General features: G+C 37.7%; 17 protein-coding genes. 1 reads left to right on the forward strand and 16 read right to left on the reverse strand.

What is annotated here, in order from left to right; translation table 11 throughout:
• From DW205_RS17865 to DW205_RS17940, 16 genes are all read right to left on the reverse strand, one after another.
• On the reverse strand, positions 1-128 hold a 128-nt coding region (locus DW205_RS17865), incomplete at its 3' end, for a cysteine peptidase family C39 domain-containing protein (protein WP_147326769.1).
• Positions 129-164: 36 nt separating this feature from the next.
• Positions 165-1,310: a 6-bladed beta-propeller gene (locus DW205_RS17870; protein WP_005863850.1), complete on the reverse strand. Its 1,146-nt coding sequence runs from the start codon at positions 1,308-1,310 to the stop codon at positions 165-167.
• A gap of 1 nt (position 1,311) precedes the next feature.
• Positions 1,312-2,496, reverse strand: a complete 1,185-nt coding sequence (locus DW205_RS17875; protein ID WP_005863852.1) for a 6-bladed beta-propeller — start codon at positions 2,494-2,496, stop codon at positions 1,312-1,314.
• A gap of 234 nt (positions 2,497-2,730) precedes the next feature.
• The gene (locus DW205_RS17880; protein ID WP_008778668.1) at positions 2,731-3,042 is read right to left on the reverse strand and encodes a glycosyltransferase; all 312 of its coding nucleotides are present in this window, start codon (positions 3,040-3,042) and stop codon (positions 2,731-2,733) included.
• Positions 3,039-3,194, reverse strand: a complete 156-nt coding sequence (locus tag DW205_RS17885) for a glycosyltransferase (RefSeq protein ID WP_082210337.1) — start codon at positions 3,192-3,194, stop codon at positions 3,039-3,041. Before DW205_RS17885 ends, DW205_RS17880 begins: the two co-directional genes overlap by 4 nt.
• A gap of 52 nt (positions 3,195-3,246) precedes the next feature.
• On the reverse strand, positions 3,247-4,416 hold the full coding sequence (locus DW205_RS17890; protein ID WP_005863856.1) for a 6-bladed beta-propeller: 1,170 nt from the start codon (positions 4,414-4,416) through the stop codon (positions 3,247-3,249).
• Positions 4,417-4,544: 128 nt separating this feature from the next.
• A complete protein-coding gene (locus DW205_RS17895; RefSeq protein WP_005863858.1) occupies positions 4,545-5,924 on the reverse strand; it encodes a glycosyltransferase in 1,380 nt (459 codons plus the stop codon).
• 22 nt (positions 5,925-5,946) lie between these two features.
• On the reverse strand, positions 5,947-7,194 hold the full coding sequence (locus DW205_RS17900; RefSeq protein ID WP_005860521.1) for a TIGR04157 family glycosyltransferase: 1,248 nt from the start codon (positions 7,192-7,194) through the stop codon (positions 5,947-5,949).
• Between the two features lie 38 nt (positions 7,195-7,232).
• Entirely contained in the window at positions 7,233-7,892 is a 660-nt protein-coding gene (locus DW205_RS17905) for a lanthionine synthetase LanC family protein (protein ID WP_005860523.1), read from the reverse strand.
• Positions 7,893-7,910: 18 nt separating this feature from the next.
• A complete protein-coding gene (locus tag DW205_RS17910; RefSeq protein WP_005863861.1) occupies positions 7,911-9,086 on the reverse strand; it encodes a 6-bladed beta-propeller in 1,176 nt (391 codons plus the stop codon).
• 19 nt (positions 9,087-9,105) lie between these two features.
• The gene (locus tag DW205_RS17915; protein ID WP_005863863.1) at positions 9,106-10,275 is read right to left on the reverse strand and encodes a TIGR04150 pseudo-rSAM protein; all 1,170 of its coding nucleotides are present in this window, start codon (positions 10,273-10,275) and stop codon (positions 9,106-9,108) included.
• On the reverse strand, positions 10,275-12,698 hold the full coding sequence (locus tag DW205_RS22615) for a radical SAM peptide maturase (RefSeq protein WP_005863865.1): 2,424 nt from the start codon (positions 12,696-12,698) through the stop codon (positions 10,275-10,277). Before DW205_RS22615 ends, DW205_RS17915 begins: the two co-directional genes overlap by 1 nt.
• 199 nt (positions 12,699-12,897) lie before the next feature.
• Positions 12,898-13,266, reverse strand: a complete 369-nt coding sequence (locus DW205_RS17925; protein WP_005863867.1) for a DUF3244 domain-containing protein — start codon at positions 13,264-13,266, stop codon at positions 12,898-12,900.
• Between the two features lie 117 nt (positions 13,267-13,383).
• The gene (locus DW205_RS17930; protein WP_005863869.1) at positions 13,384-15,108 is read right to left on the reverse strand and encodes a tetratricopeptide repeat protein; all 1,725 of its coding nucleotides are present in this window, start codon (positions 15,106-15,108) and stop codon (positions 13,384-13,386) included.
• 360 nt (positions 15,109-15,468) lie between these two features.
• Positions 15,469-17,037, reverse strand: a complete 1,569-nt coding sequence (locus DW205_RS17935) for an ATP-binding protein (RefSeq protein WP_005863871.1) — start codon at positions 17,035-17,037, stop codon at positions 15,469-15,471.
• Between the two features lie 282 nt (positions 17,038-17,319).
• Positions 17,320-18,495: a 6-bladed beta-propeller gene (locus tag DW205_RS17940; protein WP_005863873.1), complete on the reverse strand. Its 1,176-nt coding sequence runs from the start codon at positions 18,493-18,495 to the stop codon at positions 17,320-17,322.
• A gap of 128 nt (positions 18,496-18,623) precedes the next feature.
• On the opposite strand from DW205_RS17940, the gene ruvB reads away from it, so the two are divergent.
• Positions 18,624-19,649 (forward strand): Holliday junction branch migration DNA helicase RuvB, encoded by a 1,026-nt coding sequence (ruvB, locus tag DW205_RS17945; RefSeq protein ID WP_008778665.1) that lies wholly within the window; start codon positions 18,624-18,626, stop codon positions 19,647-19,649.
• Positions 19,650-19,660: the final 11 nt, after the last annotated feature.

Here is a 19,660-nt window from a genome sequence, read left to right on the forward strand (position 1 = left end):
ATGAAGGCTTTCTCCCGTAAGTTCTGGATCGAGTACACACGACCATAGAACTTGGCGATCATACGGAGGCAGCTAGGACCACAGTCCATAGAATCCAATTGCTGATAATGTGGAAACGATCTTAGCATAAATTAAAACATTAGGATATAGACATGATTTAGTTCTTATTTCTTATACTTGATCAGCATTATGACGGGATTGGAATCCTCATTCAATTTCGTCGCGATTTCGTTTAGCCTGCCTTTGAGCTTCCCTTCTTTATAAGCCTCAATCAGTTCAGGCGCATCAAAGGGATACCAGTTCGCGATATCTTGATTAATAGATGAAATCCAATAGATCGGTCTTTGATATAAAAAATCAGTATTATATATTTGATATTTGAATATAGAATCTTCCTGTTTGTCGTATACCAACCTACTCACCGGTATTTTTCTCGTTTTAATATCGAGTTTTTTTTCTACGGTTCTCATAAAATAATAACGGCTTGTCACCTCCTCTACAAAAAGAAATATTTCTGTATCCATGGAATATATAGAGGGTGTCCTCACGATAAAAGGCTTAATATGACCGTTTGGCGAATAGGAATATAGGGTATCGGATGAGAGATTCATAAGTATCCAATTATCGGAAGTGGCGGTTGTAGCAAAAAAAGTAGGAATTACTTTTTGATCATTATCTCCGAATATAACCAGTGTTTTCTGTTCTTTAGAAGGAATTGTAATTTTCTGGATAATACTTCCGTCATACTTTGAGATAATCAAATGATAAGGCTGTTGGTCTGCCACCATTCCATAGCCTTTGTTATCATAAGTGATCAGATTATCCTTGTCATAATTAAAAACCTTAAGGTAGTCACTCTCGGGGTCTAGGAAATTAAAGCTTCTTTTAAAGTCCCCGTCTAAATCATATACTGATATTTTCCCTGTATGTGTAACAAATAGCTCATTGTTTTCCTCATCTAGTGTAATTCCTGCAATCCCCGGATATTCCTCGACACCTTGTCCTAAACGGTTTATTTTCCGTATAGCTTTTCCCGTTTTCCGGTCAAAAATGAATATGTTCCCGTCGTTTGTGTTGTTTTTTACTATTATAAATTTTTCGTCGACATCCATGACATTACCATGTGTGATAAATTCGTCAGTCGTTTCCAGCGCAATATATTCCACATCCATAATATCCTGAAGGATTAGCTCCTTTTCTGGGTAATCTTTGCTAACATTGATCGTGACAAGCTCGTCTGTCGATTGCTTATCTTTTCCACATCCCGCTAAGGCAAAGAGGAGGACTACTGAAATTAAATTTACTTTCATGCTAGTATTTATTTTTCTTATGTTTTATCAGCATAATCACCGGATTAGACTCTTCATCCAATGTAGTTGCGATCTCTTTCAGTTTGCCTTTCAATCGTCCTTTCCCGTAAGCCTCGGCAAGTTCGTGGGCTTGCAATGACTGTCCGATTACGAATTCCGGATCTAAAGGTCTCGACATCATATCCACTTCTCTTTTGCTGGTATAATCACCATTGTATATTTTAGGTATGAATAAAGAATTTTCCAGTCTATCGTACATCAAACCGGAAATTGGAAACCCTCTCCCTGTTTCAAAATTAAATTCCGCTTTCAACAGGCTCATGAAATAATAACGGTCGGTAAAAACGGTTGGTATAAGAAATACTTCAGGAGGATCCATGGAGTGTATGGAGGGGGTTCTTACGATAAGGGGGATTGTCGTATTAGCATCCGGCAAATAGTGGTATATGGTATCGGATGATGTCTCCATAAGTACCCAATTAGTATGATCTGGAACTATTTGGTACACAGCGGTTGGAACTGGAACAGCCCAAGCTTCCCCATCTCTTGCGACCGGGCTTTTAACTTCATCAAAAGGAATTGATATTTTCCGGGTGATACTTCCATCCTGCTTGGAAAAGATTAAATAATATGGAGGTATGGCGTTTGACGGGTTTTCCAGACTATTATCCGGTACATAAGAGATCAAATTATCCCGGTCGTAATTAAATGTATTTATATGAGATTCCGTACCTACGGCTTTGAAACTCCTTTTAAAATTTCCGTCTAGATCATATACTGAGATTTTACTTCCGGTATAGGCTATGACAAATATTTCCTTGTTTGCTTCATCCAGAACAACCTCCGTAATACCTACATATTCCTCGCCACCTTGCCCTTTCCTGTTTATCTTCTTCAAGGCTTTGCCGGTTTTTCTGTCAAAAACAAACAAATTCCCGTCGTTGGCCCAGTTGGTTATTAATATAACTTCTGCACCAATGGCCATTACTTTGCCTTGGGTAACAAACTCATCATTTGTTTCCAACGGGATGTATTCCACATCCATGAAATCCTGTAGTGTCAATTCCTTTTCAGGATAATTCTTTGTAACATCAACTGTGATGAGTTCATTTGTTGATTGTTTATCTTTTCCACATCCCGCTAACGCAAAGAGGAGGATCGCTGAAATTGTGATTATCCATTTCATTATTTTTACGATTTAAGGTTAAACACTTAGGGCGATACGTTCGCTCAATCATGCCTAATTACAAAAATAGGTTATTTTTTCTCGATATCTCTTCTTTTTGCTCAAAACTTATAGCGGTGAATGGAATTCTATCCGTTATTTACATAATTTAGGCAAAGGCTTAGCAATGGATGTTGTTTCCTCTCGCTATCTTGCTATCTTGTGGGTCACTTATCAAAAGGTCGAATAGTTCGTTTATTTCTGGGTCGTTGATTCCCGAATCATCCTTTTCGGACTCCAGATGCCAGCTGACCCATGTTTGTCCTTCCAACTTATCCAGTCTTCGCTATCTAAAAAAGCGATATACTCACCTTGGGCAATCTCCAAACCTGGGTTACGGGCAGCGGACGCTCCCTCGTTCTCTTGATGAATCACCTTGATACGATCCTCTTTCTTAGCGTATTCGTCAGCGATCTTTCTGGATAAGTCGGTCGAGCCATCATCCACCAAGACAATCTCCAAGTGCAGATCGCCTTGGTACATCAAGGAATCTATGCATGTGGTCAAATATTTTTTGCTTCTTGGAAGGCCCTTGTATAATCACCGTTACCGGCTATCAGCAAACGACTATTAGGATGAGCTTCTAAGACCATATGGAACGCTTTGATCAAAGAACTCACACCCTTTATTTCGTCAATCCGACCGGCAAAAAAAATAATTGTTTCTCAATTTTTGTATTATAAGAGACAGCCTCCATTGGATTCATAACCATTAGGGATTGGTTTGTTTTTTGTGTTTTATTAACATGATTACCGGATTGGATTCTTCATCTAAACTTGCGGCAATTTCTTTTAATCGTCCCTTCAACTTCCCTTTTTCATAATCCTCAATGAGCTGGGAAGCCTCGATACTTTGCCAAGATGCGATTTTATCGTCTACAGGAAGTGATTTCATATTCACCGCTCTTTTCTCAGAATAATCGTTGTTATATACAATATATTCAAAAATAGCCTTTTCTTGTTTGTCATATAATAAGTCTGTAGTGGGAAATCCCTCATGTGTCTCGAAGTTATATTCTTTTTTAACCGTTTCCATAAAATAATAGCGGTTAGTAAGAATCCCTAGGAAGAGGAATACTTCTGGATTCATGGATTGTACGGATGGGGTCCTTGCTATAATCGGTATCATTTTATGGTCTGATTGGTACTTATATACTGTATCGGATGATTGTTCTACAAGTACCCAACAATCAAAATAGGGAATTATAGGATTATAGTTATCAGGGATCACGTTGTAATATATATCCTTTGCTTTATCAGAATAGTTTACAGCCATTGATATTTTTTCTTTAAATGGAATCTGGATTTGTTTGGTTGTTCCATCCTGTTTAGATATAATAGTAAAAGCAGGCTTGTCTGTTACCCAATAATTATTAGTTATTAAACTTGTTTGGTTGAAATTGTATAAATGAAAGAAATAGAGTTCATCACCTCGTTTAAGGCTTCTTTTAAAATTCCCATCTAAATCATATACTGATATTTTCCTTGAAAAATGATCGAGTACAAATATTTCATTTTGTTTTTCATCAAGCACAATTCTTTGGATGAACGTATATTCTTCTCCACCTTGCCCTTCTCTATTTATTTTTTTTAATCCTTTTCCCGTTTTTCTGTCATAGATAAAGATATCTCCATCTCTGATTCGGTTTCTGGCAAGAATAATATCCTTTCCGATTGCTAGGACAAGACCTTGGCAAATAAAATCGTCCTTTGTTTCCAAAGGAATATATTCGACATCCATAAAATCTTGAAGAATTAGTTCTTTTTTAGGGTAACTTGCCGTAACATCAACAGTGATAAGCTCATTTGTCGATTGCTTATCTTTTCCACATCCCGCTAACGCAAAGAGGAGGATCGCTGGTATTGTGATTATCCATTTCATTATTCTTCCGATTTAAGGTTAAACACTTGGAGCGATACGTTCGCTCAATCATGCCTAGTTACAAAAATAGGTTATTTTTTCTCGTGATCTCTTCTTTTTGCTCAAAACTTATAGCGGTGAATGGAATTCTATCCATTATTTACATAATTTCGGCACAGTCTTAGCAATGGATGTTGTTCACCCTCGCTATCTTGTGGGTCACTTATCAAAAGGTCGAATAGTTCGCTTATTTCCGGGTCGTTGATTCCCGGATCATCCTTTTCGGACTCCAGATGCCAGCTGACCCATGTTTGTCCTTCCAGCTTATCCAGATCATTCTCTAGCTCATAATGCAATGTGGGAAGGTGGAAAACGACTATAGTCGCCTGTTGGAAATATTTCCTGTCGGTGGTTATCACCCAATCAACGGGTACATCCTCTATTTTCAACTGTAGATCTTCCCCATTTATCGTGTTGAATACGAGCATCACTTTTTTACCAGCCTTTATTTGGCAATCTACGCCTGCTACCCAATCAGACACACGCCAATCCGTATATTCTTTCAGCCCGGCTTCTGCCTTGTAGTAATAATTCCTGCATCTTTGTATAGATTCCGGAATCATTTGCCCGCAATCCCTCCAAAATCGATCCAGATAATGTTTGTGTACTATGTATGAGGAATCTTTTATGTTGGGAAGTAGTGTGAATGCCTTAGAATAAAGCCTGAGGATGTTTACATACCACCAGCTTCTCAAGTCAACGCTCGTCTTAGAGGAAACAAATTGATCAGAGAATTTAATCAATCCCTCAGTAACTTGAAATAATGATTTCAGCCTTCGGGCTAGGCTTGTCGTATGCATGACCGATTCTTCGTTCTGGCGGTAATAATAAAACTCAATGTTGGTGATAACCATCCTCTCCGCTTGGCAAAGGACGATGGGACACCATAACTCATCCTCATGCATGATGCCTTCCTCAAAACGAGCCTGTATTTTATGCAGATATTTCCTATTGTATATGTATTTGAAGGGCATGGGCAAATAGAAACAAGTTTTGACTAATTCTATGAAACTTTCTTTACCGGAAAGCAATTCTTTTATAGATCCGTTGGAAATACATTTAAAAGGTTTATCCATACTTCCGTCTTGATGACATAGCCACATATTTCCCATCACGACATCGGCATGATGTTTCACCGCCTCATCATATAAAAGAGATAATGATTCATCTTTAATCCAGTCATCACTATCTAAAAAAGCGATGTACTCTTCCGTGGCAATATCCAAACCAACGTTGCGGGCTGCGGATGCTCCCCCGTTCTCTTGATGAATCACTTTGATACGCTCCTCTTTTTTAGCGTATTCATCAGCAATTTCCCCTGACAAATCAGTCGAGCCATCATTAACCAATATAATCTCCATACGAAGGCCACCTTGGTTCTTCAACGAGTCGATACAAACCGTCAAATATTTCTCCACGTTATATATCGGGATAATGATCGATATGTCGATTTGATTGAGCGTATCCATATAGTATCAGGTTCGTTGATTATTATTTACATTCTTGGAATAAGGATTTATAAAATGCGATCATGTTTTTCCCGAATACTTCCGAGGAATATTTCTCCAAATACCGTTTGCGACCGTTCTTCCCGAGTCGTTTCGCTTCTTTCGGGTTCTGTAATAGGTAGACGATCTTCTGCGCTAACAGGGAGGTGTCGATCTCTACACTATCAGGAGATACTATTAATGGTACTTTCAATCCGCAAGATTCGTCTACGACCTCGTTCAACCCGGATGTGGCGGTTGCGACGATGGGTAATTCATGCATCATCATTTCGACAGGTACATAACCAAAAGGCTCGAATAGGGAAGGTACGACACCGACATCAGCTAAACGGTATAACTCAAAAAGCGAGGTTTGATCAACGAAACCAGTGAAAGTTATTTTGGAGAAGATAGGATTGGCTTCGGAGAAAGAATTTTGATAATCGCCATCACCAACTATCCATAAACGGCAATTGGGGCTTTCTTGTAAAATTAATTGAAAGGCTCGAATCAAGAAATGAGTTCCCTTGATCTCTTCTAACCGTCCGACAAAAATAATCATTTGTTCTTCTGGGTACAAGTGCCATTTTTTTCGTAATCTCTTCTGGTCAACTTCTTCTTTTATCTTGTCGCTCATTCCGTTTGGAATAATTATTATACGATTTATATCTACTCCATAATCGTGATACAATAATTCTTGCATATAGTTTGACAGGCTGATCACTTGATCCATTCTTTCATAACATGTCCTTTCCTCCTCGAATGATTTTTGGATTAAATCTTCCAATTCATTTGTTTCTTTTTTTCGTAAGATAATTCGAAGTTTTTCTAAGTTATCATGAATAACTGAACTCCATTCAGAAAAATGAGTGACAGTAATCACTTTGCAATCAAATGCAATTTTTAGTTCTAATGCAAGTGATTTATCTCTGTATGAATTTAAATGAAAAACTAGATTTTTTTGGTCTTGAATATAATTTCTGAGTAGATAGACAATATTCCGAGAGTAAACTTTTCGTTGTTCTTGATCTAGAAGATTCCATTCTTTTGAGATCGGCTCTGGGAAATACCAGTATGAAACATCTTTCACTTCTTTTTTTTCGATTTGAAGTTGGTCACATAATATGTGAACTACATGGATGTGGATACTATTACTTTTACTTCGCAAGGCGGTAATCAATTCACGAATATAGGTACCTACTCCGTATAAGCCACCTCGACTTTTGTTCGAGAAAATATATAGATTAATCATTTTTATGGTATGTTGATAGAATATACTTACAACTTATATTATAAAAGCTGTTGCCACGAAGTCTCAATTGCTCCAAGGGCAGTCAATCTATACATGCCCTCACCTGCATAACCACCAGATAACCCCATATTCTCCAATGTTAAACTAGGTTTAAGCTTCGGAAATATTCTGTTCGACTCTAATTCTCTAGTGTGTGCACGCAAAAAAAGATATATGTCTTGTTGTTCATTTGCTGATAGATCATTTCTATTATTTTTGATACTCTCTGTGATAAAAGATAAACATTCGTTGCTCATTTGGCTTTTGGCACGATGAAGCCAATACCATCCATATCCAATCAATCCTTCATCACGACTGTAATTAGGGAAAGGGTCGTGAATGACGGCTCGGTACATCCGCTTATCGAAATCCTCAAATAAATCTTCCTCAATCTCAATAAGATTATTGTAGGATAAATAGTTGATCCCTACCCCAATACCAGCTATGCCTTTCTCATAATCTGGACGATAATTTACATGGAGCTGTTCTTGGATTGCCATGATCAAATCCCATGCATATTCTTCGAATAATGTTTTTCCTGTATAACGAGCATAATGGAAGAAGAAAATAGCTATTCCTAACTTGCCATGTAGTAATCCTGGGCATTTTGTTAATGTCCCATTTAAAAGAAGCCAATCTGCAATTTTTGTTAGTTCCATAATAATTACTCTAGGCAGTTACTTCTTTTGTTTATATTTTGCAATCATAAGAACTGGATTGGATTCCTCATCTAAGCTGGCTGCAATCTCTTTTAATTTGCCTTTTAAATTCCCATTTTTATAGGCATCAACTAGATCAGGTGCTTCTAATGTTTTAACAAAGGCTATTTCTTTATTTATAAAGGCTATTCCTCCATAACCCAAACTTACAAATTCTTTATGCACATAATCAGCATTATAAAGAGAGTATTCATAGATAATATTTTCTTTCATATCATACATTAAATCTGTTCTTGGAAGTCCTACCCGACTTGAAAAATCATATACTTTCTTTACTGTCTGCATAAAATAGTAGCGATCAGTAAGAACTGATGGATATAGAAATATCTCGGTTTCCATTGATTGTATGGAAGGAGTTCTTGCTATAAAAGGGACAACTCTTTTATCAGTAAAAACCCGATATATCGTATCTGATGAGTGATCCATTAAAATCCATGAATCATGAAATGGAACAAATTCTTCATTTCGAGGTCTTGCAGATTTAGTCTGTTCCTTATTAATAATTAAACTGGTTTTTTTCTTGTCATATGGAATATGAATTTCTTTGATAAGTCTTCCGTCCTGTTTTGAGATAATATAAAATATGTTTTTGATTTCATCGGTAAATAAATTGTCTCCATCATTACAGATTAAATAGTCACTTCCTAAATTGAAAACCCGATCATAGGATGCCCCTTCTATATTTTTAAAACTTCGTTTAAAATTACCTTGTAGATCATATATATATACTTTTTTAGATCGATTATCAACTACAAATAATTCTTCATGTTCTTCATCTAGGGTAACTCGCAAAAGAAAGCTATATTCTTCGGAACCAGAACCTTGCCTATTTATTTTTCTAATACCTTTCCCTTTTCGGTCAAAAATGAATATATCACCATCTGAAGATAATTTCAGATTTCTGACAATAATCATATCCTTACTGATATCTTGCATATACCCCATAGTCGTAAACGTACGACTGGTGTCTAGCGGGATATAATCTATATCAAATATATCTTGGAGAGCAAATTCTTTTTGAGGGTAATCTTTTGTGACATCTATTGTGAGCAAATCTTTACTTTGTTGCATATTTACACAGCCTCCACTCAAAATAGAAAGGAGGACAGATAATGCTATAATTTTATTTTTCATTACTTTTTATATTTTAGAATTAAAGATTCTCACAATTTGGATTATGAATATTTACATGACAAAGGTTAGTTTGCCCAATCATTATTTCATAATCAGAAGGAGACGGACATAGCCATTGATAAATACATGCATTGCAAGGCTCTTGATTGCGTACTCGCAGCCAAGATTTTCCTTCTTCTATTTCTTTCTGTATTAACTCAAAAATACTATGAGTACATATGTTGCCTAATGCTGGATAATTTATATTCGAATGCACATCTCCATTTGGCATTATGTTGATTTTCCCAAAGTCATTATTATTTATCATTTGTTTGATAAAAAAGTCTTTAATGGACATTGATGTAGATAATATATCGCTCTTTTTTAGAAAAACATTTTCTTTGAAAAAATCGATATTATACCCTGTGTATATTGGATTAAATTGATATTTGTCAATTTGATATTCTTCGATAATTTCCCAAGCTTTTAGATAATCATCTAAAGATGCTATATCAAAAATAAGTTCAAATAGATTATTCTGATCTTTTAACGATTGTGTAGTTATGATTAATTGTTTCCTATCTATAGGAAAATGAATATGTATTTTGTATAAAAAAATATTTTTGCATACTGATGCTGGAATTGCAAAATTAATATAATTGCATATTATTTTTTTTGACGAATTATATTGATTCAAAAAATCAACAAGCTTGTCAAATTTAGCAATGTGTTTTAAATCCCCACTGATGCTATATGTTATATTATCTGGCATTGACTGCAAATAATCAATTAGCTTATCTTGATCTAAGATATGATCAAGATGAATGATTATTTCGTTTAAAAAATGCAATAAGTTGGCATTTTTTATAAAATTATACTTTTCGTTACGTTTATTGCAGAAATTAGTATGTGGTAATATTTGTATAGGTTTCCCTTTAGATAAAGATATATCTATAATATCTCCCATGTATTTTTCTCTTAAATTTGTAATAAAAGAATGTATATCATTTTGTCTATATTGCTCATTTTTCAATATGGTAACACCGCAATTTTCATCTTGAAGTAATTCTTCTAATAGATTAATTACTTTTTCATTATTAGAGATTATGGTTTCTTTGTCTAATGTGTTATACAATAACATATAGCCATTTGCAATGTTTATATGCATATAAGGCTCAATCATAAACCAATAGTCACTTGTTCTTTCCATTACTCTGTTATTAAATGATTAATTATTTGAAAGAATTCACTAGGACATTTTCCCAAATATGAAAAAATGCGATTTAGTTTATCTTCAAATGTTTTTTGATTCTGAAAGTCTGGACAAACAAATTCCTCTACACCTAGTTGATCCAGATTATCCAAACTTAATAAGCAAGTGGAGCAAGCTCTTCCTCCGTAGCAATATTGACAAACTTTTTTGCAGTGTACATAATAAGAATTGTACCTTTGTACAATTTCAGGAATGTTAATAAATACATGATCATTTACTTTGCCTAAAAAGTTTTTGTAGCTAACTTTTTCACAAGGTAACAAGTTATTGTGCGTGTTTAAGAACATTCTTGTTTGAAAGGGCAAACAAGTTCCCGTTGGGAAGGAATCTATCAAATCATACAATAAGTAGAGTGTGTTTGAAAGATACAAATTGAGAGAATAATGTTTCAAAAACTTTTTTGATTCATTAAATGGGATCAATCGATTACTTACTATGGGTAATACGTCAGATCCTTCCTTTTGGAATTCCTTCTCGCTTATTTTTCTGGAATGAAAAATATCATCAAAAATATTTTTTTTATTAAGATTTATATGATCTGAGCTTAATTGTGATATTCTTGGAATTTTACCATATCTATTATAAATAAACTCGTAAATTCCTTTTATGGAATTGCGATTATTTAGTACTGCATTAAAATTTACATATTTATCGAAATAACTAGGATGTTTTAGTTTTATCATATCGGTATTCATTAAAACATCATGAAATGAATTTTTGTTGTTGCTTGCATAGGTACGATAACTATGAGCTTTTTCGTTTCCATCAAAACTGATTAATAACTCTATATTATTTTCAACTATAAAGTCGATATATTTGTGTATTAAGGTGGCATTTGTTGTCATATTGAACATTAAGTCCAATTTTTTGTTTTTGTTTAAAAGTTTCGCTTCTTCTATTATTTGTTGTATAGCAGGAAAATTGACAAGTGGTTCTCCCCCAAAAAAGCTAATTGTTAATTTGGTCTTTTTATGCTTTACATTGAAAATGTATCTTAGGAAATTTAAAGCGTATTTTATATTTATATTTTTGGATTCTTTTTTTGAGAAGTTGTATAAATCACCTAGTGAACAATATTTGCATTTTAAATTACAATAATCTGTTATTTCAAATACAATAACTTTCGTTTGAGTGATATTTTCCGTACATTCATAATCCATGTCTACATATAGACCACCAAACTTATAAAGTATTAAATACCGGATTGCGTCCCAACGTTGTACATTATGTGGAAAAGCATTATAGGCCGGAATAAATTCCGGATAATAGGTTTTCAAAAATGTCTCTATATCATTTTTATTCCAAAACCGATACTCCCAATCGGGATTTAGCTCTTTCCATGATTGGGAAATCTCGACTAAAGAAGGAGGTGGTCCCGCTAAATCCTCATAGATCTGATGAATGATCTGTGGAATTTTAGGATGTATATGATTATTTCGGATTGCGGTGACAAAGTGCTCTTTTAAGTAAAAGTATTCTTTAGGCATATACAGTTCCTCGAAAGATGTATTATATTCTTTGGTTTGTGAATATAAATCGGCTTCTATGTCCGGACAGATGAAAGATGGATGAACAATATGGTCGATTTCCTCGTTTTTGATGTTGGTAAATGGATGATTTTTTATAGCATGGGGCATTTTGTCATAATATGCGATCTTTGTTATTAAATTTTTGTTTGGAATGATCGATAATCGATTATTGATAAGGTTCGTGTATGCGTATTTTACCTCCCAAAAATGTTCATTACTGTGATTCACTATATTAAAGAACCTGTTCCAGCGATATTGAAATGGAGCGTGAGAAGGTAAATTTGATAAGTAATCCAGTTGGTTAAAAAGATCGTACTTGTTTTCGTTAAGGCAGTGCTCTTGCCAAACTCGTCTCCAACCAGCCCATCCGGATACGTGGGTTAGGTTAGAATAATAGTAAGTTCCGTCTCCCCTGTTTTTACCGAATTGATAATTACTTCCGGATATATGTCCGATGCGTTCGTCGTTTCTGAATTTTTTCAGTAATGTCGTACAATAACCAAAGAATGAAAGAGAGGGTACACAGTCATCTTCTAGTATGATTCCTTCGGGCTCTTGCTCGAAGAACCAAGAAATCGAATGAAAACAGTGTTTGTCGTATCCTTGATTTTTTTCCTGATATAGTTTAAATACTTGGCATTCCCAATCAATGTGGGAAACAATGGACGTTGTTTCCTTACATATTTTACACTGTGTGTCATTAGTTGATTCATCTACTGCTATATATAGTCTTCTTGGTTTCACCACTTTGATACGATCAAATACTTGCTTTATATTTGATCGATTAAAGGCTATAAGGAGAATCGCTATTTTGGGGTCGTAGATTATCATAATATGTATTAGTTCTTGATTAATGACAAACTTAGTATTTCTGTAAGGTTACACTTAGAGTTCCTAATAACATAATTCAATGCAAGCATCCAGGAAAAACGTATCATTGGGGGCACTGTACAGTGATTATCACGATAGTGATGGATCAACTATATAATACTGTTTAATCCTGAAGCTTGCATATGATAAAGAATAATACCTAATTATTTTGTATGATGAAATCTCCCGTAAGCTGCCCTAGGCGATGTTCTAACACTAGATAAAAGCATCCTGTGCCAGCCTGATCTAAAGAGATGGATACACATTCACCTGCTTCGCCGGAGACTACTTCGTTATATAGGATAGCTCCTTGCTCATTTACAACTTGGACAGTCAAATCATCCAGAGCATCTATAAAATGTATGCTCAATAAATTTCCGTCGATTGATACCGTTGGAGGATTGGGGATTATCGAACGATATCTTTCTTTACCCCATGTTCCTTCGGTTGGAACGGTATCTCCCAATACTACTTGAGGTAAAAATATACCTAAGCAGATAATTAATAAGGTCAACAAATGCTTATTCATGATATCTTATGGTTTAAATTTTTTGCAATTTAAAAAGTTTAATGAAGGTAAGGTAAGAAATCCAGAACAAAGTTCAGAACATATTTTTGTTCTGGACCTGTTCTGATTTGTATAGAGTTAAAAACCAGCGATAAACGAATTAAAATCCTGAACGCTTCCAGTTTTCTTAAAGATTTTTTTATAGAGACGAGAACGGAGTGGCGAGCTATTGTATCGCAATATCTTTGTCATCTTTGTAGAGCTAAGTTTTATCTTTGTCAAGTAACAAACCTGTATTTCCTTATAGGAGATCTTCGGATAGCTCTTCTTTAATCGTGCCGTAAAGTTATTGAAGGTTTGATCTAATAGTTTTTCTAATGCTCTCCATTCATCATCGGTTAGTTTTACACAGTCTTCCGTATGGATTTTTTTATAAATATCAGAGTCTTCCATTTGAGCAATCCGTAAAGATTGTCTCTTTTCATCAGCATCTATACTTTCATTATGAATTTCCAGTACTCTCTTCTCTTGCAAGAGCTGTTGACCTTCCCATCCTTCTTGTCGCTCTTTTTCCATGGCTATTAGTTGTTCTTGCAATTTCTCAATCTGTTGTCTGTTTTCTTCTTTTATCCGGAGATTGTTTTGACGTTGTTTCTCGATAGTCTGCTCCAATATCTCTTTTTGGTTTTTTATTTCTTTCTCTCTTCTTCGCCAATAAGAATAAATCCCTAAGCTTATAAAAACACATGCACAGATAATCAAAGCATACAGATAGCGTTCCTTATCTTTTTTCATTACTTTTATTTGAGACTGGTATAGTGCTTCTTGAATTTTCTGATAGTTGTAAAAATAATCCATTCTCCGGATTGACTCTGTTTCCACGATTCTATCGATAGAGTCTCTGCACGCTTCATATCTTTTATTTAAAGTGATACTCTCTATCCATGCGGATTGTTTTTCTTTTACATATGACAGATATTTCAATGCTCCCGCATGAGTTTGTAAAGAAGGGCTGCTTAATGCCTTTTGCAGATAATATTCCGAGGAATCGATTTGCGCTGTCTCTAAATAGTATTTGCCTAGCACCAAATGGGTCGGAAAACGTGACTCCTCTGTTCGAAAAAGCCGTAAGGCCTGATCTATATATTTTGCGGCTACCTCATACTCTCCCTTTTCTAAATAAATATTGGCTAATTCATTGGGAATAGTTCCGTTACCCATAGCAGGGGCATAAGGTAATGCCTCACGGTAAACCTCTATTGCATCGATGAGTTGTTGAGTTACGGTATATGCTCTTCCTAGGTCTCTTAACACGTAGGCCTGTCCTATCGTATCACGAATCATTTCGAAACAATTATTGGCTTGTTTCAAATAAGGAATTGCTCTTTCATATACATGTTGATAAGTGTAGAGCATCCCTATCTGATTATTGATTCGTCCTAGCAATGCATAGTCTTTCACTTGCTTTTCATCTCGCAAAGCCTTTAAAAAACATTCTTGTGCTTTCATTGGTTGATCGAGGTCATTATTTATCAGTCCTTTGTAATACCAAGCTTTCGCTTTTCGTTCCAGATCGTCTGTTTCCTCATAATAATCCGTCGCGATCGTGATCAGCGAGTCGGTTTCATGCTTAACAAAAGTCTTGTCTTGTGTTTCTGTTAACAGCAAATAATAATGTGCCTTATCTTTTCGGGATAGGTTTTCTTTGTTCTCTATTTGTTCAAGGAGCATTAAGGCGCTATCCGGATGTTGGGGCATAAGGTTCTCTATTTTTCGGAAGTCTATGGTTTGATGGCCCATTCCGTCGCAAGAGATCCATATAATAGGTATTAGAATTAACAGGAAAACAATGTTTTTCTTCATCTGCGTATTATTTGTTGGCGATAAAGATAATACAAAAAGGCGAGGATATTCCGGCTGGAAAGTCCGACTTTTTTGAACGGTTTTTATTTCTGTTGTAAATGCATTGAATAACAGATTGTTACGCTGGTTGTAAACTGTCTGTTTATGGCTTGTCAAATGAATAACTTACGGCTTGTCAAGTGAATAACTTACGAGTAGGGGTAGCCGTCAGTTAACGGCTTGGGAAGTGATCAGTTATTCACTAGAGAAGCCTTTTTGAGGGAGAAGATATACTTAGATGCCACTTGAAGTATATCTTCTCCGGGCATAGGATATATACTTCATCGGCAAAGTAAGTATATATGGATAAAAGCAGGCTTTTTACCTTACCAGCCACTTCTCAATATTGCGGGTTTCAGAGGAGAAGTTCACGCCGATCTTGAAGACCTCCCGATTGTCTCCGGCGAAAGGTAGGGCGTAGCCTTTCTCCTCGATCTGCCGCAGGGCCTCCTCGGCGGTTCCGTTGAGCTTGAACTCCATGATATATACATAGCGATCGGTTTGCAATACGAGGTCTATACGCCCGTTCGAGGTATGGTACTCCATTTGCGTGTACAGGCCGACCAGCTTGAAGACGATGAAGAGGACGTTCCGGTAATGCAGCTCCGTGTCTCGCTCCGGCTTTTGCCCGGCGATCACCTCGTAGGGTGTGTCGGCGAAGAAGCTTTGGAGGCGGTGGAAGAAGGCGTCGTAATTGCCAGACCGTATCTCCCGAACGAACTGTCCGATCTCGAAGGGGGTCTTAGAGGCTTGTATGCTCGTATAGAAAGGAAGTAGGTATTTGACGAAACCTTCTTCCACCTCCTTGTTCGGGAAACCCAGTCGATAAATGCCAAACTCAGGATCATAGCCCTTGATGGTCAGATACCCGCTTTGGTAGATGACGGGTATGGGATTGTTCGAGGCGGAGTCGATGCTGTTCAGCACATCGGCGTCGGTCTCCGTGTTGGCCATCTCGTAGAGGTCGTAATGGGTGTGCTTGAGCAGCTCCACGAGGTAGGAGGGTGTTCCGGTCTCGAACCAGTAGTCTCCGAATTCCATCTTAGCGAAGGTATTCAATAGGCTGAATGGATTGTATATACCCTCGGACTTGGCGGTGAAATGGTATCCGTCATAGCGTTGCTTGAGTTTTAGGCAGGTTTCCTCGTAGGTCGTCATTTGGGTATCAGCCAGTTCCTTCACTTCGTCATCCAGATAGGCATGTATCTCTTTTTCTGTGATGCCGCATATCTCGACGTACCGATTATCCATCGACAGGTCCATGAGGTTGTTGAGGTCGCTGAATACGCTTACCTTGCCGAACTTGGTCACGCCGGTCAGGAACGCTAGGCGGATATATCCGTCCATGCTCTTCAGAACGCCGTAAAACGCTTTCAGTATAGAGCGGTAGGCCTCCTGTAACTCCGGATTCCCGATCGCCTGTAGCAAAGGCTTGTCATACTCGTCTACCAGTATGACCACTCTCCGTCCTGTTCTCTCATAGGCACGGCGTATCACGCCGGTGAAACGATCGGATGGTGTTATCTCTCTCTCGTCTTTCCCCCACAGGTCTTCCCAAAGGTTCAGATAACGTCGTAATATACTCTCTAATGCCCCAGGGTCAGAATATCTCTCCGCATTTAAATCCAAATGTAAGATGGGGTATCTTATCCAGTCTTTTTCCAATTTCTCCATTGCCAGTCCCTCGAACAGCTCCTTCTTTCCTTGGAAATAGGCCTCCAGCGTGGACAGCAGCAAGCTTTTCCCGAAGCGTCGGGGGCGGCTGAGGAAATAATATCGTCCGGTTGTTACTAATTGGTAGATTAGGGCGGTCTTATCAATATAGAGATAACCATCTTTGCGAAGGCTCTCGAAGTTCTGTATGCCGATGGGATAAATTGTCTGGTTCATATCGTCCTATATTTTATGCGACTTATAAGCAAAGTTACATAAAATATAGGAGAGGAACCGTATCTTTAGAAGTAAATTTTCAACAATAATATCTTACTATGAAGTAGATTTATAACTTGCTGACAGTAAGATGGATAAATATGCTTGTCGAATTTCCGTAAAAACACGTACATGTTTTCACGGATTCACGTACGTGTTTTTGGGAATTCACGTACGTGTTTTCCGAAAAACATGTACGAATAAAAAACAAGTCTGGAAAAACAGACAATAAGTAAGAAGTTTTTATTCCTTATACTTAGCCACCATAATCACGGGGTTGGATTCCTCATTCAATCCCGCTGCGATCTCATTCAAGCGGCCTTTCAGCTTACCTTTCTCGTAGTCTTCCACCAACTCATTGGCTTCTAGTTTCTTTATGAAAGCGATCCCATCGTTATTGATGATCTTTAGTATTCCGTGTTCGTACCACATATCAACGGGTGTCTGATCTACGAAATCGTTATTATATACGACACACTCAAAGATAGCGTCCTCTTGTTTATCATATACCAAGTCGGTTCTGGGGAATCCGGTTTCTTTCTCAAAATCCCATTGTTTCTTTGTTGTTTGCATGAAATAATACCGGTCGGTAAGAATACTTGGATAAAGAAATACTTCCGGGGCCATAGAGCGGATAGGTGGAGCCCTTACGATAAAGGGTTTGATAGAGTGATCTTGGGAATAACTATAAATCGTATCTGTAGATGGCTCTATTAAGACCCAACTTCCATTTTGGGAAATTAATTCGGTATTACGAGGTCCTGCGGACCAAATTCCTTTTGATAAAAACGGTGATATCTTATGCTCATAAGGGAGTTCGATTTCCTTGACAATGCTCCCGTCTTGTTTGGACAGGAGCCAAAATGCGCTTTTTCTCAGATTTTTATAATTGCCAATCTCATCGTAGCAGATTAAGTTGTCTTGATCGAAATTGTATATCTTCCCGCTATTGAAATTAAAATCTTTATCGTACTTTAAAGTTCGCTTAAAGTTTCCGGACAGGTCGTATACGATAAACTGGCTCGAATAGTAGTTGTTGATAAACAGCTCACCTTTCTCCTCATCGAGGGCAATAGACCCGATATTCGTGTATTCTTGGCTACCTTGGCCGCTGCGGTTGATTTTTCTCTGGCCTTTTCCGGTCCGGTCGAAGATAAATATATCTCCGTCTTGTCCGTTCTTGTTTCTAAGGATTATGAGATTTTTGCCGATGGCTTGCATGCTGGCTGAGGTTATGAATTCCTCATTCGTTTCTAATGGGATGTATTCCACATCCAAAAAGTCTTGAAGAATCAGTTCCTTCTTCGGATAATTTGCCGTGATATCCACGGTTAAAAAGTCGTTAGCCGGTTGCTTACCACTTTCGCATCCCGTTATCAGGAACAGGATCATCGCAGAGATTGTGAGTATAAGTTTCATGGTAGTATGTTTTTAAAGGTGTCCCTTTAGCAAACATATGCTTTTCTCACTGTTAGAAAAATATTTTATACATCTATTTTCGTGAATGTGTTGTTTAACATTATCTTTGCAAGTCAATGAACGTGAATATGGAAGATGATTTTGATATAAGGGATGCCCGGATGCCGGAAAACGAACGAGAGTACGAGAACGTGCTTCGGCCGCTTTCGCTCCGTGACTTCAGCGGGCAGGCGAAGGTGGTGGAGAACCTGAAGGTGTTCGTCATGGCTGCCCGCATGCGTAAGGAGGCGCTGGATCATGTGCTTTTGCATGGACCTCCCGGGTTGGGAAAGACGACGTTGTCGAATATTATAGCGAACGAGTTGGGGGTTGGTTTCAAGGTCACGTCGGGGCCGGTGCTGGATAAGCCGGGAGATCTGGCCGGGGTATTGACCTCGCTGGAGAAGAACGACGTGCTTTTTATCGATGAGATTCACCGGTTGAGCCCGATCGTGGAGGAATACCTGTATTCCGCTATGGAGGATTACCGGATCGATATCGTGATCGATAAAGGACCAAGCGCCCGCTCGATACAGATCGATTTGGCTCCGTTTACATTGATTGGCGCTACGACCCGTAGCGGCTTGCTGACTAGTCCGCTGCGTGCCCGTTTCGGTATCAATATGCACTTGGAGTATTATGATATGGAGACGCTGACGAAGATCGTGCTCCGTAGTGCTAATATCTTGAATGTAAAATGTGAGTTGAACGCCGCTAGAGAGATCGCTTCCCGTAGCCGGGGTACGCCTCGTATCGCCAACGCTTTATTGCGCCGTGTGCGTGATTTCGCTCAAGTGAAGGGGAACGGAGATATCGATAAGGCGATCGCTTGCTTCTCTTTGGAGGCGTTGAATATAGACCGGTATGGCTTGGATCAGATCGATAATAAGTTGCTGACGACGATCATTGATAAATTCCAGGGAGGCCCGGTCGGATTAACGACGATCGCCACGGCTTTGGGCGAGGACCCCGGAACGCTAGAAGAAGTGTACGAGCCTTTCTTGATCAAAGAGGGCTTTATCAAACGCACGCCCCGTGGCCGTGAGGTCACCGATTTAGCTTATACCCATCTGGGACGTAGCCGGGTGGGGGAACAAGGTTCTTTATTTGATTAGACAGATACGAT

This window comes from Parabacteroides sp. AM17-47 (genome assembly GCF_003434625.1).
In the GTDB taxonomy this organism is placed as follows: Bacteria; Bacteroidota; Bacteroidia; order Bacteroidales; family Tannerellaceae; genus Parabacteroides; species Parabacteroides distasonis.